This is a genomic window from Roseateles sp. Mitsp63 (assembly GCF_059491535.1).
Genome location: NZ_CP168509.1, coordinates 4,888,014 through 4,907,321 on the forward strand (window position 1 = coordinate 4,888,014; position 19,308 = coordinate 4,907,321).

A 19,308-nucleotide genomic window follows, 5' to 3' on the forward strand; every position below is an offset into this window, starting at 1 on the left:
ATGAGCAACCCCCACAAGGGCCGCACCGGCCTGAACCGCATCCTGCACGCGGCCGGCTATTCCTGGGCCGGCCTGGTCGCCGCCTACCGCGGCGAGAGCGCCTTCCGCCAGGAGACCTGGCTCACCATCATCGGTGCGCCGCTGGCCTTCTGGGTCGGCAAGGACTGGGTGCAGGTCGCGCTGCTGCTGGGCTCGCTGCTGCTGGTGCTGATCGTGGAGCTGCTGAACTCCGCGGTCGAGGCGGTCGTCGACCGCGTGTCCTTCGAGATCCATGACCTCAGCAAGCGCGCCAAGGACATCGCCAGCGCCGCCGTGCTGCTGTCGCTGCTGCTGGCGGGCGGCGTCTGGGCCGCGGCGATCTGGCAGCACCTGCGCTGACGGCCGCGAGCGCTGGTCAGCGCTGAATGAACAAGGGCGGGACGCCGATCGGCGCCCCGCCCTTGCTGCTTCTCGAGTGCTGGAAAGCGGCGGTCCGAGGATCAGACGGCGGCTTCGTCCTGTTCGCCGGTGCGGATGCGGATGACCTGCTCGACGGCGGTGACGAAGATCTTGCCGTCGCCGATCTTGCCGGTCTTGGCGGCCTTGAGGATGGCGTCGATGCAGCGGTCGACCTCGTCGTCCTTGACCACGACCTCGACCTTCACCTTGGGCAGGAAGTCGACCACGTACTCGGCGCCGCGGTACAGCTCGGTGTGGCCCTTCTGGCGGCCGAAGCCCTTCACTTCGGTGACCGTCAGACCGGAGGCGCCGACCTCGGCCAGCGACTCGCGCACTTCGTCGAGCTTGAACGGTTTGATGATGGCGGTGATCTGTTTCATCGCGGGCTCCGGGAGAGGGAAATGACAGGCGGGACTGGCGGTGATTTAAGCACGGATCGTCTGGCCGGGGCGCCCGCCATTGGAGAAGCGAGTCATCGCGCGCCTGGCCGCGCCGGCGGGTTCAATCCGGGATCCGGTCCAGGTCCGCGAGCCACACGGCCGGCTCCGAATCGCTGGGCGCGCGCCAGTCGCCGCGCGGCGACAGCGACCCGCCGCTGCCGACCTTGGGCCCATTGGGCACGCAGCTGCGCTTGAACTGGCTGCCGCGGAAGAAGCGGCTGACGAAGATCCGCAGCACCCGCTTGATCTCGGCCAGCGGGTAGTCGTTGCGCCGCACGTGCTCGCCGTCGGGCCAGTCGCCGCGCGCCTTGTCGCCCCAGGCATGGCGCGCGAGGAATGCGATCTTGGCCGGCGCGTAGCCATGGCGGATCGTGTAGAACAAATTGAAGTCCTGCAGCTCGTAGCGGCCGATCCTGTCCTCGGTGCTCTGCAGGCCCGAACCGTCGGCGCGCGCGTCCTGTGGCACGAGCTCCGGGCTGATCTCGGTGCCCAGGATGTCGAGCAGCACATCGCGGCCGGCATGGCCGAGCTGCTCGGTCTCCGCGACCCAGCGCACCAGGTACTGGATCAGCGTCTTGGGCACGGACGCGTTCACGTTGTAGTGCGACATGTGGTCGCCGACGCCGTAGGTGCACCAGCCCAGCGCGAGCTCGCTCAGGTCACCGGTGCCCAGCACCAGCGCGCCGGTGTGATTCGCCAGACGGAACAGGTGGCTGGTGCGCTCGCCGGCCTGGACGTTCTCGAAGGTGACGTCGTAGACCGGCTCGCCATTGGCGTAGGGATGGCCGAGGTCCTTGAGCATCTGCTCGCAGCTCGGGCGGATGTCGATCTCGCGGGCCTCGCAGCCGATCTCGCGCATCAGGCGCAGCGCCTGGTCGCGCGTGCGGGTGCCGGTGGCGAAGCCCGGCATCGTGACGCCCAGGATGTTCGACCGCGGCCAACCCATCTGGTCCATCGCGCGCGCGGCCACCAGCAGCGCGTGCGTCGAATCCAGTCCGCCCGAGATGCCGATCACCAGCTTGTGGATGCCGCTGGACACCAGCCGCTGCACCAGCGCCTGGACCTGGATGTTGAAGACCTCGTTGCAGCGCTCGTCGCGGCGCTGACGGTCGGAGGGCACGTAGGGGAAGCGCTCGACGCGGCGGCGCAGCGGCAGCGGCTGGGCGCGATCCAGGCCCGATTCGAACTCGACCGTTCGGAAGGTCTTGAGCAGTGGCGCGTGATGCCGCACCGAATCGCCGAAGCTGGTCTGCCGCATGCGTTCGCGCGAGAGCCGCTCCAGGTCGACATCGGCCGCGACCAGTTGCGAGCGGCGCTGGAAGCGTTCGCTCTCGGCGAGGAAGCTGCCGTTCTCGTAGACGAGGGCCTGGCCGTCCCAGGCGAGGTCGGTGCTGGATTCGCCGGCGCCGGCCGAGGTGTAGACATAGGCGGCGAGGCAGCGCGCCGACTGCTGCCCGACGAGCTGGTGCCGGTAGCCGGACTTGCCGACCGTGATGTTGGAGGCGGACAGGTTGACCAGCACCGTCGCGCCGGCCAGCGCGGCGTAGGAGGACGGCGGGATCGGCGTCCACACGTCCTCGCAGATCTCGACGTGCAGGCGCAGCAGCGGCAGGTCGCTGGCGGCGACGACGATGCGCGTGCCGAAGGCCACGCGCTGGCCGAGCAGGACGATCTCGTCGCTCAGCGCCTCGTCGGCGGCGTTGAACTGGCGGACTTCGTAGAACTCGCCGTAGTTGGGCAGATAGCTCTTGGGCAGGACCGCGAGCAGCCGGCCGCGCTGGAACACCACGGCGCAATTGAAGAGCCGGTGCTCGATGCGCAGCGGCAGGCCGACGACCGCGACGGTCGGCAGGTCCCTGGACACGCCCAGCAGATGCGCGAGCGCCGCTTCGCAGCCATCGAGCAGCGCGCGCTGATGGAACAGGTCGTCGCTGGTGTAGGCCGCCAGGCCGAGCTCGGGGAAGGCGGCGACCGCCGCGCCATCGGCGGCGGCCTCGCGCAGCAGCTGCGCGGTCTGCTCGCCGTTGAAGGCCGGATCGGCGACCCGGCACAGCGGGATGCCGACGGCGACGCGGGCGAAATCGTGGGTGTAGAGGTTGTCGAAGGACGGGCCCGCGGCGGCGGGCGAGGAGGTCGTTGACGCTTGCATGGCGAGCATCCTGCCACCAAAGCGAGGGCATTGAACTTGCCCCTAAGATTTGCCGAGCATGACCGCCCCGCCCTCGCCTCCCTCCCTGTCCTCCGCGGACGCCGTACAGCCGCTGATCCGCGTCGACGACGATCCGGCCGCGCTGCCGCGCGATCAATGGAACGCGCTGCTGGCGGCCTCGCCGCTGCCGTCGCCGTTCATGAAGCTCGAGTATCTCGAGGCGATGCAGGCCTCGGGCTCGGCGGTGGCGAAGAAGGGCTGGCAGGCGCAGTTCATCAGCGTCTGGGACGAGGGCACGCTGATCGCCGCCTGCCCGGTCTATCTGAAGGGCCACTCCTACGGCGAGTACGTCTTCGACTGGGCGTGGGCCGACGCCTACGAGCGCCACGGGCTCGAGTACTACCCCAAGCTGCTGGTGGCGGTGCCGTTCACGCCGGTGCCGGGCAGCCGGCTGCTGGCGCGTGACGAGGCGGCGCGGCAATGGCTGGTGAAGGCGCTGCAGGCGCTCGCGGCGCGGGCGGAGCTGTCGTCGGCGCATGTGCTGTTCGGCGACGAGCGGGACCAGCGCGCGCTGACCGGCGAAGGCTGGCTGGCGCGCCAGCAGGTGCAGTTCCACTGGACCGGCGATGGGGTGCCGAGATCCTTCGCCGACTACCTCGCGACGCTGCAGCGCGAGAAGCGCAAGAAGATCCAGCAGGAGCAGCGCAAGGTCGCCGAGGCGGGCGTCCGCTTCGAGGCGCTGCGCGCCGGGGCGATCACGCCCGGCGACTGGGACTTCTTCTACGAGTGCTACACGCGGACCTACCTCGCGCACCGCAACAAGCCCTACCTGACGCGAGACTTCTTCGCGCGCATGGCCGCGGACATGGCGGAGCACTGGCTGATGTTCGTGGCGCGGGATGAGCAAGGGGACCGCGTCGCGGCGTCGCTGGTGGCGATCGATGAATCGCAGCGTGCCGCGTATGGGCGCTACTGGGGCTCGACGCGCTACATCCCCAACCTGCACTTCGACGCCTGCTATTACCAGCCGCTGGCCTGGTGCCTGGAGAACGGCTGGCGCCGCTTCGAAGGCGGCGCGCAAGGCGAGCACAAGATGGCGCGCGGGCTGATGCCGGTGGCGACGCACTCGGCGCACTGGCTCGCGCACTCGCAGTTCCGCGAGGCGGTCGCCGATTTCCTGCAGCGCGAGGGTGAGGCGATGGAGGAATACATCGATGAACTGGAACGGCATCAGCCGTTCAAGGCTGCCCCGGAGCTTGAACGCCCCGCTTGAGATCCTTGATGGCGGACGGCGCTTCGCAGGCGGCTCCCGCGCTTCGCATTCGGACCTTGGATATCAGCTGCGACCTCGACACTGCCGGCCTGCCATGCGGCCGTCCGCATGTTTGATGCACGCACCAAGGAAAGACGGATGGGATGTTTTGCCTCCAAGCCCCTGAGCCCGCGGGCTTCTGACGCAGTGCGAGGACGCACCGGATCTTTCGAATCCAGTTCGTCTTCTTCCACGGGTTCCTCGCCCGACGCTGGCACGCTGGGACACCATGCGCTATCGCCGCGAGGCGGAAGCCCGTCGGCGGAAGGTTCTTCCCCCGCGCGCCGCATGACGTTGCCAGGGGCGCTTGCGTCCTCCTCCCGCGCTGGCGACTCGAACATCGGGCTGCAAGGGGATGCCTACGTGCAGCGCAACGGGGAGGTCCTGCCGTCGATCAACACGCTGCCCACCAAGGCAGCGCGTGCGGCGTTCTTGAAGAAGCACGATCCGGTCCATCAGCTGGGGCTGACCAATGCCTCGGTGTTCTTCCGGGCGACGGAAAGAGACCGGATCCAGGACGGCGCGCTGGAAGGTCACCCGGCGGCGGGCGCCACCATCCGAAACCACCTGGCCCTCGCGCCCAACCCGTACATGCCGGGGCAGTTCATGCCGGCAACGATGTTGGCGCTCAATTTGCCGGATCCGGCGCTGAACGTCATGTTCGGCCCCGATGCCTACCAGGCCGCGATGAACTATGCGTCCACCAATGGTCGCGTGGCGGTGAAGATGACGCTCGGCGACATTCGCAGGGCCGGGGGTGGTGACGTGTTCCTCGACGTCCGGGCGCCATCCGGCCAGGACAACAGCGCTCGTGCGCTGATCGTCACCCTGCCCGCCGGCGCGACGGTGCCTGTGACCATCGTTGATTGAGCGGTCGACGAGCCGCCGCTGGGTCAAGTGCTGACGCAGTGCGCCAGCCACGAGTCTTGTGCGCGCGTGCGCCATGCGGCCCGCCAACCGAGCCAGAAACAACAAAGCGCCCCTCGGGGCGCTTTGTCACTTGAGTGGCGCCAGACAGCCTGCTGTCCGGCATCCAACCTCGCCTCAGGGCTGCTGCGCCTTCGCGTAGTTGGCCAGGCCGTCGGTGATTTCCTTCCTGGCGGCTTCCGGGCCTTCCCAGCCCTTGACCTTCACCCACTTGCCGGCTTCCAGGTCCTTGTAGTGCTCGAAGAAATGCTGGATCGCCTTCAGGCGCATCTGGTTGATGTCCTCGGGCTTGGTCCAGTGCTCGTAGATCGGCAGGATCTTGGTCGTCGGCACGGCCAGCAGCTTGGCGTCGCCGCCGGCTTCGTCGTCCATCTGCAGCACGCCGATCGCGCGGCAGGTCACCACCACGCCCGGGGTCAGCGGGAACGGCGTGATCACCAGCACGTCCACCGGATCGCCGTCATCGGCCAGCGTCTGCGGGATGTAGCCGTAGTTGCACGGGTAATGCATCGCCGTCGTCATGAAGCGGTCGACGAACAGCGCGCCGCTTTCCTTGTCGACCTCGTACTTGATCGGGTCGGCGTTCATCGGGATCTCGATGACGACGTTGAACTGCTCGGGCGCCTTCGCGCCAGGGGTGACTTTGTGCAGGCTCATGGTGGTGGACAGCGGATGAATGCAGAGGAATCCCGGAGCGCTCCGGGAAAGCCGGGATTCTAGAGGCTCGCCCGAATGCCCCCTGACACCCCCGCCACCGGCGGGGATCCGTCATCAGGTCGTCAAGCTGTGCGGCGGCCGCTCGCCCGCCAGCGCCTGCGCCAGGCTGGCCAGCACCATCTCGCCCATCGCCGCCCGCGTCTCCTGCGTCGCGCTGGCGCGATGCGCCTGCAGCACGACGTTGTCCATGTCCAGCAGCGCCGCCGGGACATGGGGCTCGTCGGCGAAGACATCCAGCCCCGCGCCGGCGATCCGCTTGTCCCGCAAGGCAGCGACGAGGTCGGCTTCCTTGACCAGCCGGCCGCGCGCCACATTGACCAGGAAACCGCGCGGCCCCAGCGCGTCCAGCACCGGCGCGTCGATCAGGTCCCGCGCCTGGTCGGCCGCGGCGCAGACGATCAGCGCGTCGCTGTCGCGGGCGAGCTGGAGGAGGTCCGGCTCGAAGACCCAGGACACGCCGGGGATCTCCTTCAGATCGGTGTAGCGCACCGGGCAGCCGAAGGCGCCCAGGCGCTCCGCCACCGCGCGGCCCACGCGGCCCAGCCCCACGATGCCCACGCGCATCCCGCTGACGCGGCGCGCCAACGGCAGCGCCCCCGGCTGCGGAAACTTCGGCCACAGCCCGCCACGGACGAAGCGATCGACCGCGCCGAGATGGCGGCAGGTCATCAGCAGCAAGCCGACCGCCATGTCGGCGACATCCTCGGTCAGCGCGCCGAAGGTGCCGGTCACCGGCAGCCCGCGCGATCGGGCGTAGGCCAGGTCGACCGCGTCGGTGCCGACGCCGTTGACCGCCACCACCTCGAGCGCCGGCAGCCGCTCCATCATCGCGCGCGAGATGCCGGTGTGCCCGCCGGTGATCACGCCGCGCATCGACGCGCCATGCGCCGCCAGATACGCGTCCGGATCGGCCTGCTCGAACAGCCGGTGCATGGTGTACAGCGCCTCGAGCCGCGCATTGATGGCCGGCACGAGGATGGGATTGAGTTGCAGGATGTGAGGTTTCATGGGGACTCCCGGTGGCGGAACGTTCATTCGGGCTGGATGCCGGCGGTCTTGATGACCTCGCCCCAGCGCTTGTATTCGGCGGCCTGGAAGCTCGCGAGCTCGGCCGGCGTGGAGATGAACGGCTCCATGCCGTTCTGCTCGACGAAGCGCTTGACCGTCTCGGCCGTCATGGCCTTCTTCATCAGCGCGTTGAGGCGGTCGATCACCGGCGCGGGCGTGCCCGCGGGCGCGTAGACGGCGTTCCAGTAGCTGATCTCGTAGCCGGGCAGGCCGGCCTCGGCGATCGTGGGCAGGTCCGGCACCAGCGGCGAGCGCCTGGGACTGCTCACGCCCAGCGCCTTGAGCTTGCCGGCCTTGACCTGCGGCAGGCTGGTCGTGAGGTCCACGATCATCAGGTCGACCTGCCCGCCCACCGGGTCCACCATCGCCTGCGGATTCGCCTTGTAGGGCACGTAGGTCAGCTGCGTGCGCGTCATCTGCTGGAAGAGCTCCGCCGCGACGCGCGCCGAGGAGCTGCCGGCGCCGAAGGTCAGCTGCTGCTTCCTGGCGATCGCGGACAGCTCGGTGACGTTGCGCGCGGGCAGGCGCGGATTCGTGACCAGCAGCAGATAGCCCTTGACCAGCGCGCCCACCGGCGCGAAGTCCTTCACCGGGTCGTAGGCGAGCTTGCGGAACAGATGCGGATTGGCGGCCTGCGTCGTGTTGGTGGTCATGAACAGCGTGTAGCCGTCGGCGGCGGCGCGCGCCACGGACTGCGCGGCAATGCCGCCGCTGGCACCGGCCTTGTTCTCGACGATCACCGGCACCTTGGCCGCGGCGGTGATCTCGGCGCCGATGGCGCGGGCCAGGCCGTCGGTGGTACTGCCCGGACTGGAGCCGACGACGATGGGGATGGGCTTGGACGGAAAGGCGCCCGGGCTGGCCGGCTGCGCGAACGCGCCAAGGGACGCGAGGCAGGCGGAGCCGAGGAGCGAGCGCGCGGCGGCGCGGCGGGTGGGATGCATGCGGTTGTCTCCGATGGGTCCAGGATCGGCATCGCGAGGACTTCTGGCCGGTGCTCGTCGATGTCGCGTGGACTCATGCTGGCAGCGGCACCGGAGCGGGTCAATATTGATCATCAAGATCAATCTCATCCGATGAACACGGATTTCCAAGGGGTTACTCACCACGCGCGCGGTCTGTACGGCCATCATGTTGACGATTACATTGACGACCTCATCAACGACCTCGCGGACGAACGCGCACCGCCCGATGCCCACCTGGATGACCCTGGACGAAGCGCGCGACGCCCTGGGCGTGCGGCCGCAGACGATCTACGCCTATGTCAGCCGCGGCCGCATCGACGTGTCGCCGGATCCGCAGGACTCGCGCCGCAGCCTCTATCGCGCCGACGACGTGAAGGCGCTGCTGCGCCGCAAGGAAACGGGGCGCACGCGCGAGACCCTCGCCGCGACCACGCTGTTCGGCGCCGAACCCAGCCTGCCGACCTCGATCTCGACCTTCTCCGGCGGCCGGCCGTTCTATCGTGGCGTCGATGCCGTCGAACTCGCGGCGTCCGCCACGCTCGAGGACGCCGCGCGCCTGCTGTGGAATGTCGAGCAGCCGCCGCGCTTCCCGAGTCCCGTGGCCGTGAAGGGCCTGGCGGCCACGCCGGCGCTGCAGGCGGTGTCCGCGCTGCCGGCCGGCCGCGCCCGCGCCTTCACTGAACTGGCCGCGCTGACGGCGACCGGCCATTCGACGCGCGGCCGCGTCGCGCGCGTGCTGGCCGAGGAGTCCGCGGCGCTCGTCGGCCGTCTGGCGTCCGCCTTCGGCGCGTCGGACGAGGACGGGCGGCCGCTGCACGAGCGCCTCGCGCGCGGCTGGGGCCAGTCCCGCGCGGTCGCCGCGCTGCTGCGCAAGACCCTGGTGCTCGCGGCGGACCATGAGATCACCAGCTCCGCGTTCTCCGCGCGCATCACCGCGTCGACCGGCGCCTCGCTGCCGGCCTGTCTGCTGGCGGGACTGACGACCTTCTCCGGCCCGCTGCATGGCGACGCCTCCGGCCGCGTGCGCACGCTGTTCGACGAGGTCGAGCGCGACGGCGCGGACGCCGTGGTCCATCGCCATCTCTCGTCGGCGACGCCCATCCCGGGCTTCGGCCACCCGCTCTATCCGGACGGTGATCCGCGCGCCGCGTCGCTGATGGCGGACTTCAAGCCGCCCGCCGCGATCGCGCGGCTGATCGAGCGCGTCGTCGCGCTGACGGGCCTGCCGCCGTCGATGGACGTGGCGCTGGCGGCGCTCGCGGCGCGCCATCGCCTGCCGGACGACGCGGCCTTCGCCATCTTCGCGATCGCGCGCAGCGTGGGGCTGCTCGCCCACAGCATGGAGCAGCTCGCGGTCGATTCGGTGATCCGCCCGCGCGGCCGCTACACCGGCCCGAGCGCGGCGCGGCCGGCCGATCCGCGCAAGGCCCGGCGCAAGCCGCGCTGAGCCGTCCTGCTCTGCCTTGCGTCAAGGACGCGTAAAACCTGCCGCCCCGGCACGCGCCATGCCCGGGGGCCAGTCCTTGCCTCACTCCCGCGACAGCGGCGCGCAAAGCCTGACACCACACTTGCAAGGGCCGGCGATCCGCTGGTAAACGCTCATGCCATGCGGGAGGCCCGGCCTTAGCATGACCCGACGGACTGTTGCTGTTGCGTGCGCGCAGGCCCGGCGCCCGCTGGATGGAACGTCTTCACAGGATGGCGATCAGCGAGAGGAGACACACACATGTCGACGAGTTTGGCGCTGTACTTCGCGCTGGCCTGCGGGCTGGCGGCGGTGCTCTACGGCTTTATCCAACGCAGCTGGATCCTGAGCCAGGACCCCGGCAACCCGCGCATGCAGGAGATCGCCGGCGCGATCCAGCAGGGCGCCGCGGCCTACCTGGCCCGGCAGTACCGCACCATCGCGATCGCCGGCGTCGTGCTGGCCGTGCTGATCGGCCTGTTCCTGAAGTGGCAGACCGCCGTGGGCTTCGTCGTCGGCGCGGTGCTGTCCGGCGCCTGCGGCTTCATCGGCATGAACGTCTCGGTGCGGGCCAACGTGCGCACCGCGCAGGCCGCCACGAAGGGCATGGCCCCGGCGCTCAACGTCGCCTTCAAGGGCGGCGCCATCACCGGCATGCTGGTGGTGGGCCTGGGACTGCTCGGCGTGGGCCTGTTCTTCATGTGGGTCAGCCAGAACGGCACCCTCACCGGCAGCGAGACCCTCAAGCCGCTGCTCGGCCTGGCCTTCGGCTCGTCGCTGATCTCGATCTTCGCGCGGCTGGGCGGCGGCATCTTCACCAAGGGCGCGGACGTCGGCGCCGACCTGGTAGGCAAGGTCGAGGCCGGCATCCCCGAGGACGATCCGCGCAATCCGGCCGTGATCGCGGACAACGTCGGCGACAACGTGGGCGACTGCGCCGGCATGGCGGCCGACCTGTTCGAGACCTACGCCGTCACGCTGATCGCGACGATGGCGCTGGGCGCGCTGACCTTCGGCGGCATGTCCGCCGCGGCGCTGGTCTACCCGCTGGTGCTGGGCGGCGCGTCCATCATCGCGTCCATCGTCGGCTGCGGCTTCGTCAAGGCCAGCCCCGGCATGAAGAACGTGATGCCGGCGCTCTACAAGGGACTGATCGTCGCCGGCGTGCTGTCGGCGATCGCGTTCTGGTTCATCACCCGCGCGCTGTTCCCGCAGGACCTGACGCTGCCCGGCGGCCAGACCATCGGCGCGACCGCGCTGTTCCTGTCCTGCCTGGTCGGCCTGGCGCTGACCGCCGGCATGGTCTGGATCACCGAGTACTACACCGGCACCGACTACAAGCCGGTGCAGCACGTGGCGCAGGCCTCCACCACCGGCCACGGCACCAACATCATCGCGGGGCTGGGCGTGTCGATGCGCTCGACGGCCTGGCCGGTGCTGTTCGTGTGCATCGCCATCGTGGTGGCGTACAAGCTCGCGGGGCTGTACGGCATCGCGATCGCGGCGACGGCGATGCTGAGCATGGCCGGCATCGTCGTGGCGCTGGACGCCTACGGCCCCATCACCGACAACGCCGGCGGCATCGCCGAGATGGCCGAGCTGCCCGAGAGCGTGCGCGACATCACCGACCCGCTGGACGCCGTCGGCAACACCACCAAGGCCGTCACCAAGGGCTACGCGATCGGTTCGGCCGGCCTGGCCGCGCTGGTGCTGTTCGCCGACTACACCCACGCGCTCGAGTCGCAGGGGATGACGGTCAGCTTCGACCTGAGCAACCACATGGTGATCGTCGGGCTGTTCCTCGGCGGCCTGATCCCCTACCTCTTCGGCGCGATGGCGATGGAGGCGGTGGGGCGCGCGGCCGGCTCGGTGGTGGAAGAGGTCCGGCGCCAGTTCCGCGACATCAAGGGCATCATGGAAGGCACCGCCAAGCCGGAGTACGGCCGCGCCGTCGACATGCTGACCGCCGCCGCGATCAAGGAAATGATCGTGCCCTCGCTGCTGCCGGTGGTGGCGCCCATCGTCGTCGGCCTGGCGCTCGGTCCGGCCGCGCTCGGCGGCATGCTGATGGGGACCATCGTCACCGGGCTGTTCGTCGCCATCTCCATGTGCACCGGCGGCGGCGCCTGGGACAACGCCAAGAAGTACATCGAGGACGGCCACCACGGCGGCAAGGGCAGCGACGCCCACAAGGCCGCGGTGACCGGGGACACCGTCGGCGATCCCTACAAGGACACGGCGGGGCCGGCGGTCAATCCGCTGATCAAGATCATCAACATCGTGGCGCTGCTGATCGTGCCGCTGCTGCCGGCGGCCGGGATCACCGGACCGGCCGCGGGCGGGCGCACGCCGCCCGCGGTCACCGCGCCGGCGGCGGACGCGTCGATGCCGGCCGGCATGCCGGAAGTGGTCGCCAGCGGACCGACCGAGGGCGCCAGCGCCCCGGCCATGGAGGCCAGCGCGGCGTCAGCCCCCTGAGCTTGGTGAAAACGCTGAGAAAAACAGCCCCCCTGGGGGCTGTTTGCGCTTTGAAGGGTTCTGCGCGCGCGGCAGAATCCCCGGTCAGCACCACCATCGATCCGGGACTCCGCTCACCATGCTCAGCCAGGCCATCACGCCGCGCGAATTCGAACGCCGCCGCGAGCAGTTGGCCGAGCTTCAGCGCTACCTCGCGTCCCAGGAGGCGGCGTACGCGGACTGCCGCCAGTGGATGCAGCGCTTCGTGGACCGCTACGTCAGCGCGCTGGGCCCGCTGTACATGGAGCTGGACGCCCTCGAATCGCAGCTCTACTGCGCGATGCGCTACCTGCACGAAGCGCTCGCGCGCAACGGGCTGGAACATCGCGCCCCCGAGCCTCCGCGCGCCACCGCCCTGCCCCATCTCCCCGTGCTGCCGGCCGGCGCCCCGCTCCCCGCGGAACCGGAAGGCGGGCTGATCCAGGTCGGGCCGCCCCCGTTGAAGACCCTCTACCGGCGCGCCGCGAAGCGGCTGCATCCGGACCTGGCGCCCGACGACACCGAGCGCGCGCACCGCGAACGCAAGATGGCCGAGGTCAACGAGGCCTACGCGGCCTGCGACCGCGGCCGGCTCGAGGCGCTGCTGCTGGCCGCCGGCGAAAGCCCGGTGAAGGTGCGCGGCGGCGACGCCGACGCGGTGATGGAATGGCTGCGCGGCGCCGAGCGCGCCGTGCAAGGCCGGCTGCGCGTGGTCCAGGCCCACCTGGCGCTGCTGAAGAACCACACGATGCACGAACTCGGCGAATCGATCGAACGCGCCGAGAAGAAAGGCCTGGATCCGCTCGCGATCATGGCCAGCCGGCTGCGCGCCCAGATCACCGAGCGCCGCCAGGAGCTCTACATCGGCCAGCGCCTGCAGCCCGCGTCCAGCATGGCCGAGGCCTTCCTGCGCCAGCGCCAGCAGCGGATGGGCGGCGGCATCGCCGCGCCGCTCTGACGCGCGATCCGCTGGCGCCGTGCCGCTGCGTTTCGCGCCGTCCGCCGGCGTTCCGTCGCAAGCCCATGGTCCCCGTGGCCCCGCCGCGGGACAGTCGCGTCCATCACGACACGACCTGGAGCCCGCCATGCACGCCACCCCGTCCCTTTTCGAGATCCTTGCCCACATCCCGCTGTTCGTCTGGGCGATCCTGGCCGTCATCCTGGCCATCGGCATGAAGCTCAGCCGCACGACCCGCGTCGCGACCCGCCGCGTGGTGCTGCTGCCGCTGATCTGGCTGGTCTTCGGCGCCTGGGGCGTGGACAGCGGCCCTGGCCTGCTGAGCGGCGCCGGCGGCGCCTGGGCGCTGGCCCTGCTGGCCGGCGCCGGCCTGGTGCGCGCGCTGCGCTGGCCCGGTCAGGTGCGCTTCGACACCGCCACCCAGCGCTTCATCGTCCCTGGCAGCTGGATCCCGCTGGCGCTGATGCTGGCCATCTTCGTGCTGAAGTCCTATGCCGGCATGACGCAGGCCATGCACCCCGGCGTCGCCGCGCAGTTCGGCTTCGCCGCCGGCACGAGCGCCGCGTTCGGTTTCCTCAGCGGCTGCTTCCTGGGACGCTCGCTCGGCATCCTGGCCGCCCGCCCGCGCGTCGACGCCGCGATCGCCGCCTGACGCCGCCCGCCTCCGCACGCCGCCCGCCGCCACTCATCCACGCGCCTCGATGACCCCCGCCGCCCCCGCGCTGTCCCTCCGCTGGTGGATCAAGCAGCTGCTGATCGTGACCGTCCTCGCGGTGGGCGTGTGGGCGGTGCTGGTCTCGGCCTTCCTCCAGCCGCCGGGGATGACCTTGATCTACTGCTTCTTCGTCTCGCTGTGCTGCGCGAGCGCGATCTCCGCGCTGCGCTACGGCCTGGCCTGGCTGCGGCGGGCCGTGCTGCGCCGCGCGGGCATCGCCGCCGGGCCGGCGGCAGCGGCGGCGGCAGTGGCCGAAACGGCGGACTCCGCCGGCTGGCCCGGATGGCCACTGATGGTGGTCAGCCTGGTGCTGGGCACGGCGGTGGGCTACTCCGCGGGCGTGGCGATCGCCAACGCCTTGACCGGGCAGCAGGCGCACACCTTGCTGTCGATCCCGCTGCGCCGCGCGCTGGGCGTGATGGTGGTGTCGCTGATCCCGGGCTTCGCCGCGACCGGCTTCTTCCTGCACCGGCACCGGATGGCCGCCGCCGCTGCCCAGGCCGAGACGCTGCGCCGCCAGGCCGCCGAGACGCAGCTGCGGCTGCTGGAATCGCAGCTCGAGCCGCACATGCTGTTCAACACGCTGGCCAACCTGCGGGTGCTGATCGGCCTGGACGCGGCACGCGCGCAGGCGATGCTCGATCACCTGATCGCCTTCCTGCGCGCGACGCTGTCCGCGTCGCGGGCCGAGCGCCACACGCTGAAGGACGAGTTCGCGCGGCTGGACGACTACCTGGCGCTGATGCAGGTGCGGATGGGCGCGCGGCTGCGCTTCTCGTTCGAGCTCCCGGAGCCGCTGGCCGGCGTGCTGGTGCCGCCGCTGCTGCTGCAGCCGCTGGTGGAGAACGCGATCAAGCACGGGCTGGAGCCGCATGTCGGCGGCGGAACGCTGACGGTGCGCGCGGCCCACGACGGCGACCGGCTGCAGCTGGACGTGGAGGACGACGGCGCCGGCTTCGATCCGGCCGCGGCGCCGGCGCCGGGCGGCGGCTTCGGCACGACGCAGGTGCGCGAGCGCCTGGCCGTCGCCTGCGGCGCGGACGCCAGCCTGGAACTGCGGCGCCGCGAGCACGGCGGCACGCTCGCCCGCATCCGCATGCCGCTGGCCGCCGCGCCCTCCGCCGCCGCCGCCACGGCCACTCCTTTCCCCTCGATCTGAGACTCCCATGCCCACCGCCCTGATCGCCGAAGACGAAGAACTGCTGGCCGCTCACCTGCGCCAGGAACTGCGGGCGCTGTGGCCCGAGCTGGACGTGGTGGCGATGGCCGCGCATGGCGAGGAGGCCGTGACGCTGGCCTTGCGGCACCGGCCGCAGGTGTGCTTCCTCGACATCCGCATGCCCGGCATGACCGGCCTGGAGGCGGCCGCGCAGTTGGCGGACGAGTGGCCCGACGGGACGCCGTTCCCGCTGCTGGTCTTCGTCACCGCCTACGACCAGTTCGCGCTGCAGGCCTTCGAGCGCGCGGCGGTCGACTACGTGCTCAAGCCGGTGCAGCGCGAGCGGCTCGCGCAGACGGTGGCCCGGCTGCAGGCGGCGCTGTCGCAGCGGCAGGCGCCGCCGGCGGCGCTCGAATCGGCCATCGAGCAGTTGCGCGGCCTGCTGGGCGGGGGCGCGCCGACCGCTCCAGGCGCTTCGGGCGCTTCGGGTGCTTCGGCCCTGCTGCGCCATCTGCAGGTGGGCGTCGGCGACGCGATCGTGATGGTGCCGGTCGACGAGGTCGTGTACCTGGAAGCGGCGGACAAGTACGTCCGCGTGCTGACCGCCGACCAGGAGTACCTGGTGCGGATCTCGCTGCGCGAACTGCTGCCGCAGCTCGATGCGCAGCGCTTCTGGCAGGTCCATCGCGGACACATCGTGCATGTCGACGCGATCGAGCGCGTCCTGCGCGACGACACCGGCAAGCTCACGCTGCGGCTGCGCCAGCGGCCGGAGAAGCTGGCGGTGAGCCGGATGTACGCCCATCTGTTCAAGGCGATGTGACGCGCGATGCCCCTCAGATGAAGAACTCGCTGCCGCTTCTCGTCAACCGGATCTGGAGATCCGTGCTGGTGTCGCCCGGCGTCACCAGGATGCGCTGGTCGTAGCTCGACGCCGACGTCTCCCCCTTGCCATCGACATCGATCCACAGCGAGATCGTGCCGTCCGTCTTCAAGTCCTTGCGAAGGTACTTGCCAACATCGCCGGGCGAAGTCGTGTCAAACCGGAGGCCGCCCAGCTGGATGACGTCGCCCTGAGCGCGGCGGTAGCCGTGAATCCAATCGACTTCCTTGTCGCTGGAGCGGGCCTCGAGCATCCAATGGAACACATCGGCCGCGGCGCTGCCATACAGGTGGTCCGAGAAGCCTCTTTCCTCCCGGGCGATGGACTGGTCGCCCTCGACCTTCGCATCGACGGCCCGGGTACCGCTGAACTGCCGATCCTGGACCATGACGTGGTGGATGTCCTCGTGCCCGGGATCGGAATCCTGTCCGCGCATGGATACAAAGGCCGCATTGCCGGCCCGGTCCACCGCCACCGCCGCATACAGCCCCTCGGGACCGGGGAACCCGTCCCGCTTCCCGGGCCCGCCCGGCTCACCCGCCTTGATCATGAGTCCGGGTTGCAGCCAGCCACGGAGCTGACCGGCAGCGGTCCCAACGTCGGTGGAGTCGACCGGGATGAACAGGACCTGGACATCCTCGTCGGCGCTGAACTCCGTTCGCTGCGCCCGCTGAGTGCCCTGAGGCCCGCTCGAGTCCGCCAGGAAATGCTGCGCCGAGACCGCCGGCGCCGTGAGGTCGACGTTCAGCGTGACGGCGTTGTCCGGGCTCCAGTGGCCGGCGGCGTCCTGTTGCTGGATCCGGACTTCCAGGTCGCCAGCATCCGCGTTCGAGAGGGAAATACGGTCGCCCGTGCCGGTCTGGTACGTCATGCCGCCGTCGAGGCTGTACCGCCAGGCCATCGCCCCGGCCATCGGCTTGACCTCGATCCAGCCCTCCCGGTTCACGTCGTTCCCCGTGTGGAAAAGCGTCGTGCCGGGTCCGGCGTTAGCCTCGGGGTAGTGGTCGCGCGCCGCGTTCCTCAACGTGTATCCGGGCACAGGCACAGGCACAGGCACAGGCACAGGCATGGGCATGGGCGCCTGGGCCTCTCCGGCGGCATCCCCGACACCGGCCTCGCCGGACGCGGGTGGATCGCCGCTGTCGTTGCTGTTCTCGTTGCCGGTGGCGGCATGAGGATCCGGCTCGGGGGCAGGTCCCGCCTCTGGCGCGAGATGCGGCGGCCTGCCCATGTCCGGCTCCGGCTCCGGCTTCCTGCCGCCCGCGACGCCCAGCAGGCTGACCGCGGAGCCCGCCATCAATGCCGCCCCCACCAGCCAGGCCGTTGCCGCGGCGCCGGACTTCCCGGTCGAGTGCTCGTCCATCCCAAGGTCCGCCGGCGGCCCCTCATCGGCCGCGGGGCCGGGCGGCGCGTCTTCCAGCCGGCCGTCCGGCTCCTCGTCGTCGCGGCGGCGGCGCCGTTTCGCGCCGGCCTCCGCGGACGGATCGCGAGGCACATCGGGGACCATCAGGGCACGTCGTAGGGTGTTCATGGGAGCGTTCATGGGGTCATCCGGTTCGAGGTCCGGCAGTATCAAAAAGGCCGCGGGACCTCGTCCATGACTCCCGCGCGCCCGCCTCCGGAAGTCCCATTCCCCCGTCGAGAGGCGTCGCCTACCGGAACGCAGCAGCGTCATCCCTTGCAACCCTCAGCACGCGCCCCACCTCGAACATCTCCATCCGCGGATCTCGCCTCGAGCGCGCCACGTAGAATCTGCGGCCTCTTTCGAGACTCCATTCATCGATGTCCAGCCACGACAAGACCGCTGCCGCTCCGGCGCCCGACAAGACGGACGCCACCGCCGTCAAGCCCAGCAACTTCCTGCGCGCCATCATCGAGCGCGACCTGGAGCAGGGCTTCCAGCCGGCGCGCCACTTCGGCGGCAGTCCGGGCGACGCGGCCCATCACGCCGCCGGTCCGCTGGATCCCGCGAAGATCCGCACCCGCTTCCCGCCCGAGCCCAACGGCTACCTGCACATCGGCCATGCCAAGTCGATCTGCCTGAACTTCGGCCTGGCGCGCGACTACGACGGCGTGTGCCACCTGCGCTTCGACGACACCAACCCCGAGAAGGAGGAGCAGGAGTACGTCGACGCGATCAAGGAGATGGTCGCGTGGCTGGGCTGGAGCTGGGACGCGCCGGACGGCCGCGGCCACGAGACCAGCCACCTCTTCTACGCCAGCAACTACTTCGACTTCATGTACCGCGCCGCCGAGTACCTGGTGTCGCAGGGCCTGGCCTACGTCGACGAGCAGACGCCCGAGGAGATGCGCGCCAACCGCGGCGACTTCGGCACGCCGGGCAAGAACAGCCCCTTCCGCGACCGGTCTCCCGAAGAGAACCTCGCCCGCCTGCGCGAGATGCGCGACGGCAAGCACCCGGACGGCGCGATGGTGCTGCGCGCGAAGATCGACATGGCCTCGCCCAACATCAACCTGCGCGACCCGGCGCTGTATCGCATCCGCCGCGCGACGCACCACAACACCGGCGACCAGTGGTGCATCTACCCGATGTACACCTACGCGCATCCGATCGAGGACGCGCTGGAGTGCATCACCCACAGCGTCTGCACGCTGGAGTTCGAGGACCAGCGCCCGTTCTACGACTGGCTGCTCGAGCGCCTGGCCGAGGGCGGCCTGCTGGCCCGCCCGCTGCCCCATCAGTACGAGTTCGGCCGCCTCAACCTGAGCTACGTCGTGACCTCCAAGCGCAAGCTGCGCCAGCTGGTCGAGGAGAAGCACGTCGACGGCTGGGACGACCCCCGCATGCCGACGCTGGTGGGCATGCGCCGCCGCGGCTACACGCCCGAATCGATCCGCGCGATGGTCGAGAGCACCGGCGCGTCCAAGACCAACGCCTGGATCGACTATTCGGTGCTGGACGGCTACCTGCGCGCCGACCTTGAAGGGAAGGCCGCCCGCGCGATGGTGGTGCTGGATCCGGTGCCGCTGAAGCTCGAGAACTACGCCGAGATCTTCGGCTCGCTCGAGCACCGCGAGCCTTGCGCCGCCCCCGCCCATCCGCATGTGCCGGAACTGGGCCAGCGCCATTTCAGCCTCGGCCCCACGCTGTGGATCGAGCGCGAGGACTTCATGGAGACGCCGCCCAAGGGCTACCACCGCCTGTTCCCAGGCAACAAGGCGCGCCTGAAGTACGGCTATGTCATCGAATGCACCGGCTGCGAGAAGGATGCCGAGGGCACCGTCACCGCCGTCCTCGCGAAGCTGGTGCCCGACACCAAGAGCGGCACGCCGGGCGCGGATGCGGTCAAGGTCAAGGGCGTGATCACCTGGGTCGGCGCCCATGAGGGCGTCGCGGCCGAGCTGCGCCTGTATGACCGCCTGTTCACCGAGGCCCAGCCCGATGCCGGCGAGCGCAACTTCCTGGAGCTGCTGAACCCCGGCGCCAAGCGCGTCGTGCGCGGCTACCTGGAGCCGTCGCTGAAGGACGCGGCGCCGGATACGAAGGTGCAGTTTGAACGTCATGGCTACTTCGTCGCCGATCGCGTCGACCATCGCGCCGACGCGCCGGTCTTCAACAAGATCACCGGCCTGAAGGACAGCTTCGGCAAGTAAG

16 protein-coding genes are annotated in these 19,308 nt (G+C 70.2%); 10 read left to right on the forward strand and 6 right to left on the reverse strand.

Annotation, left to right across the window (positions count from 1 at the left end; translation table 11 throughout):
- On the forward strand, window positions 1–378 hold the full coding sequence (locus tag ACEN96_RS21155) for a diacylglycerol kinase (RefSeq protein WP_495585022.1): 378 nt from the start codon (window positions 1–3) through the stop codon (window positions 376–378).
- Between the two features lie 101 nt (window positions 379–479).
- Here the strand turns inward: ACEN96_RS21155 and ACEN96_RS21160 are convergent, their stop codons facing one another.
- Together ACEN96_RS21160 and ACEN96_RS21165 are read right to left on the reverse strand one after the other, a co-directional pair.
- Window positions 480–818: a P-II family nitrogen regulator gene (locus ACEN96_RS21160; protein ID WP_343639592.1), complete on the reverse strand. Its 339-nt coding sequence runs from the start codon at window positions 816–818 to the stop codon at window positions 480–482.
- Window positions 819–939: 121 nt separating this feature from the next.
- Window positions 940–3,027 carry an NAD(+) synthase gene (locus tag ACEN96_RS21165; RefSeq protein ID WP_495585023.1) on the reverse strand — a complete coding sequence of 696 codons (2,088 nt, stop codon included), beginning with the start codon at window positions 3,025–3,027 and terminating at the stop codon, window positions 940–942.
- Window positions 3,028–3,085: 58 nt separating this feature from the next.
- Here ACEN96_RS21165 and ACEN96_RS21170 point away from each other — a divergent pair, with 58 nt between their 5' ends.
- Together ACEN96_RS21170 and ACEN96_RS21175 are read left to right on the forward strand one after the other, a co-directional pair.
- A complete protein-coding gene (locus ACEN96_RS21170; protein WP_495585024.1) occupies window positions 3,086–4,300 on the forward strand; it encodes a GNAT family N-acetyltransferase in 1,215 nt (404 codons plus the stop codon).
- Window positions 4,301–4,627: 327 nt separating this feature from the next.
- Window positions 4,628–5,209 (forward strand): AvrPphF family type III effector, encoded by a 582-nt coding sequence (locus tag ACEN96_RS21175; protein WP_495585025.1) that lies wholly within the window; start codon window positions 4,628–4,630, stop codon window positions 5,207–5,209.
- 174 nt (window positions 5,210–5,383) lie between these two features.
- On the opposite strand, the gene ppa is transcribed toward ACEN96_RS21175, so the two are convergent.
- From ppa to ACEN96_RS21190, 3 genes are all read right to left on the reverse strand, one after another.
- Complete coding sequence (gene ppa / locus ACEN96_RS21180; protein ID WP_495585026.1) at window positions 5,384–5,923, reverse strand: inorganic diphosphatase; 540 nt, start codon at window positions 5,921–5,923, stop codon at window positions 5,384–5,386.
- A 114-nt stretch (window positions 5,924–6,037) separates the two neighbouring features.
- On the reverse strand, window positions 6,038–6,991 hold the full coding sequence (locus ACEN96_RS21185; protein WP_495585027.1) for a 2-hydroxyacid dehydrogenase: 954 nt from the start codon (window positions 6,989–6,991) through the stop codon (window positions 6,038–6,040).
- A 23-nt stretch (window positions 6,992–7,014) separates the two neighbouring features.
- Window positions 7,015–7,995 (reverse strand): Bug family tripartite tricarboxylate transporter substrate binding protein, encoded by a 981-nt coding sequence (locus tag ACEN96_RS21190; protein ID WP_495585028.1) that lies wholly within the window; start codon window positions 7,993–7,995, stop codon window positions 7,015–7,017.
- 247 nt (window positions 7,996–8,242) lie between these two features.
- Here ACEN96_RS21190 and ACEN96_RS21195 point away from each other — a divergent pair, with 247 nt between their 5' ends.
- The 6 genes from ACEN96_RS21195 (at window position 8,243) to ACEN96_RS21220 (ending at window position 15,632) form a co-directional block, all read left to right on the forward strand.
- Window positions 8,243–9,463, forward strand: a complete 1,221-nt coding sequence (locus tag ACEN96_RS21195) for a citrate synthase family protein (RefSeq protein WP_495585029.1) — start codon at window positions 8,243–8,245, stop codon at window positions 9,461–9,463.
- A 279-nt stretch (window positions 9,464–9,742) separates the two neighbouring features.
- Window positions 9,743–11,959, forward strand: a complete 2,217-nt coding sequence (locus tag ACEN96_RS21200) for a sodium-translocating pyrophosphatase (RefSeq protein WP_495585030.1) — start codon at window positions 9,743–9,745, stop codon at window positions 11,957–11,959.
- Between the two features lie 118 nt (window positions 11,960–12,077).
- Complete coding sequence (locus ACEN96_RS21205; protein ID WP_495585031.1) at window positions 12,078–12,935, forward strand: J domain-containing protein; 858 nt, start codon at window positions 12,078–12,080, stop codon at window positions 12,933–12,935.
- 127 nt (window positions 12,936–13,062) lie between these two features.
- Window positions 13,063–13,587, forward strand: a complete 525-nt coding sequence (locus ACEN96_RS21210; RefSeq protein ID WP_495585032.1) for a DUF6622 family protein — start codon at window positions 13,063–13,065, stop codon at window positions 13,585–13,587.
- A 49-nt stretch (window positions 13,588–13,636) separates the two neighbouring features.
- Complete coding sequence (locus ACEN96_RS21215; protein ID WP_495585033.1) at window positions 13,637–14,809, forward strand: sensor histidine kinase; 1,173 nt, start codon at window positions 13,637–13,639, stop codon at window positions 14,807–14,809.
- Between the two features lie 7 nt (window positions 14,810–14,816).
- Window positions 14,817–15,632 carry a LytR/AlgR family response regulator transcription factor gene (locus ACEN96_RS21220; RefSeq protein WP_495585034.1) on the forward strand — a complete coding sequence of 272 codons (816 nt, stop codon included), beginning with the start codon at window positions 14,817–14,819 and terminating at the stop codon, window positions 15,630–15,632.
- A gap of 13 nt (window positions 15,633–15,645) precedes the next feature.
- Here ACEN96_RS21220 and ACEN96_RS21225 read toward each other — a convergent pair whose 3' ends face one another.
- Window positions 15,646–17,235 carry a hypothetical protein gene (locus ACEN96_RS21225; RefSeq protein WP_495585035.1) on the reverse strand — a complete coding sequence of 530 codons (1,590 nt, stop codon included), beginning with the start codon at window positions 17,233–17,235 and terminating at the stop codon, window positions 15,646–15,648.
- Between the two features lie 239 nt (window positions 17,236–17,474).
- Here ACEN96_RS21225 and ACEN96_RS21230 point away from each other — a divergent pair, with 239 nt between their 5' ends.
- Window positions 17,475–19,307 (forward strand): glutamine--tRNA ligase/YqeY domain fusion protein, encoded by a 1,833-nt coding sequence (locus ACEN96_RS21230; RefSeq protein ID WP_495585036.1) that lies wholly within the window; start codon window positions 17,475–17,477, stop codon window positions 19,305–19,307.
- Window position 19,308: the final 1 nt, after the last annotated feature.

Excerpts from the sequence above, each read along its gene's own strand:
- ACEN96_RS21155 (WP_495585022.1), top strand. The coding sequence starts at position 1 with ATGAGCAACCCCCACAAGGGCCGCACCGGCCTGAACCGCATCCTGCAC.
- ACEN96_RS21160 (WP_343639592.1), bottom strand. The coding sequence starts at position 818 with ATGAAACAGATCACCGCCATCATCAAACCGTTCAAGCTCGACGAAGTG.
- ACEN96_RS21165 (WP_495585023.1), bottom strand. The coding sequence starts at position 3,027 with ATGCAAGCGTCAACGACCTCCTCGCCCGCCGCCGCGGGCCCGTCCTTC.
- ACEN96_RS21170 (WP_495585024.1), top strand. The coding sequence starts at position 3,086 with ATGACCGCCCCGCCCTCGCCTCCCTCCCTGTCCTCCGCGGACGCCGTA.
- ACEN96_RS21175 (WP_495585025.1), top strand. The coding sequence starts at position 4,628 with ATGACGTTGCCAGGGGCGCTTGCGTCCTCCTCCCGCGCTGGCGACTCG.
- ppa (WP_495585026.1), bottom strand. The coding sequence starts at position 5,923 with ATGAGCCTGCACAAAGTCACCCCTGGCGCGAAGGCGCCCGAGCAGTTC.
- ACEN96_RS21185 (WP_495585027.1), bottom strand. The coding sequence starts at position 6,991 with ATGAAACCTCACATCCTGCAACTCAATCCCATCCTCGTGCCGGCCATC.
- ACEN96_RS21190 (WP_495585028.1), bottom strand. The coding sequence starts at position 7,995 with ATGCATCCCACCCGCCGCGCCGCCGCGCGCTCGCTCCTCGGCTCCGCC.
- ACEN96_RS21195 (WP_495585029.1), top strand. The coding sequence starts at position 8,243 with ATGCCCACCTGGATGACCCTGGACGAAGCGCGCGACGCCCTGGGCGTG.
- ACEN96_RS21200 (WP_495585030.1), top strand. The coding sequence starts at position 9,743 with ATGTCGACGAGTTTGGCGCTGTACTTCGCGCTGGCCTGCGGGCTGGCG.
- ACEN96_RS21205 (WP_495585031.1), top strand. The coding sequence starts at position 12,078 with ATGCTCAGCCAGGCCATCACGCCGCGCGAATTCGAACGCCGCCGCGAG.
- ACEN96_RS21210 (WP_495585032.1), top strand. The coding sequence starts at position 13,063 with ATGCACGCCACCCCGTCCCTTTTCGAGATCCTTGCCCACATCCCGCTG.
- ACEN96_RS21215 (WP_495585033.1), top strand. The coding sequence starts at position 13,637 with ATGACCCCCGCCGCCCCCGCGCTGTCCCTCCGCTGGTGGATCAAGCAG.
- ACEN96_RS21220 (WP_495585034.1), top strand. The coding sequence starts at position 14,817 with ATGCCCACCGCCCTGATCGCCGAAGACGAAGAACTGCTGGCCGCTCAC.
- ACEN96_RS21225 (WP_495585035.1), bottom strand. The coding sequence starts at position 17,235 with ATGAACGCTCCCATGAACACCCTACGACGTGCCCTGATGGTCCCCGAT.
- ACEN96_RS21230 (WP_495585036.1), top strand. The coding sequence starts at position 17,475 with ATGTCCAGCCACGACAAGACCGCTGCCGCTCCGGCGCCCGACAAGACG.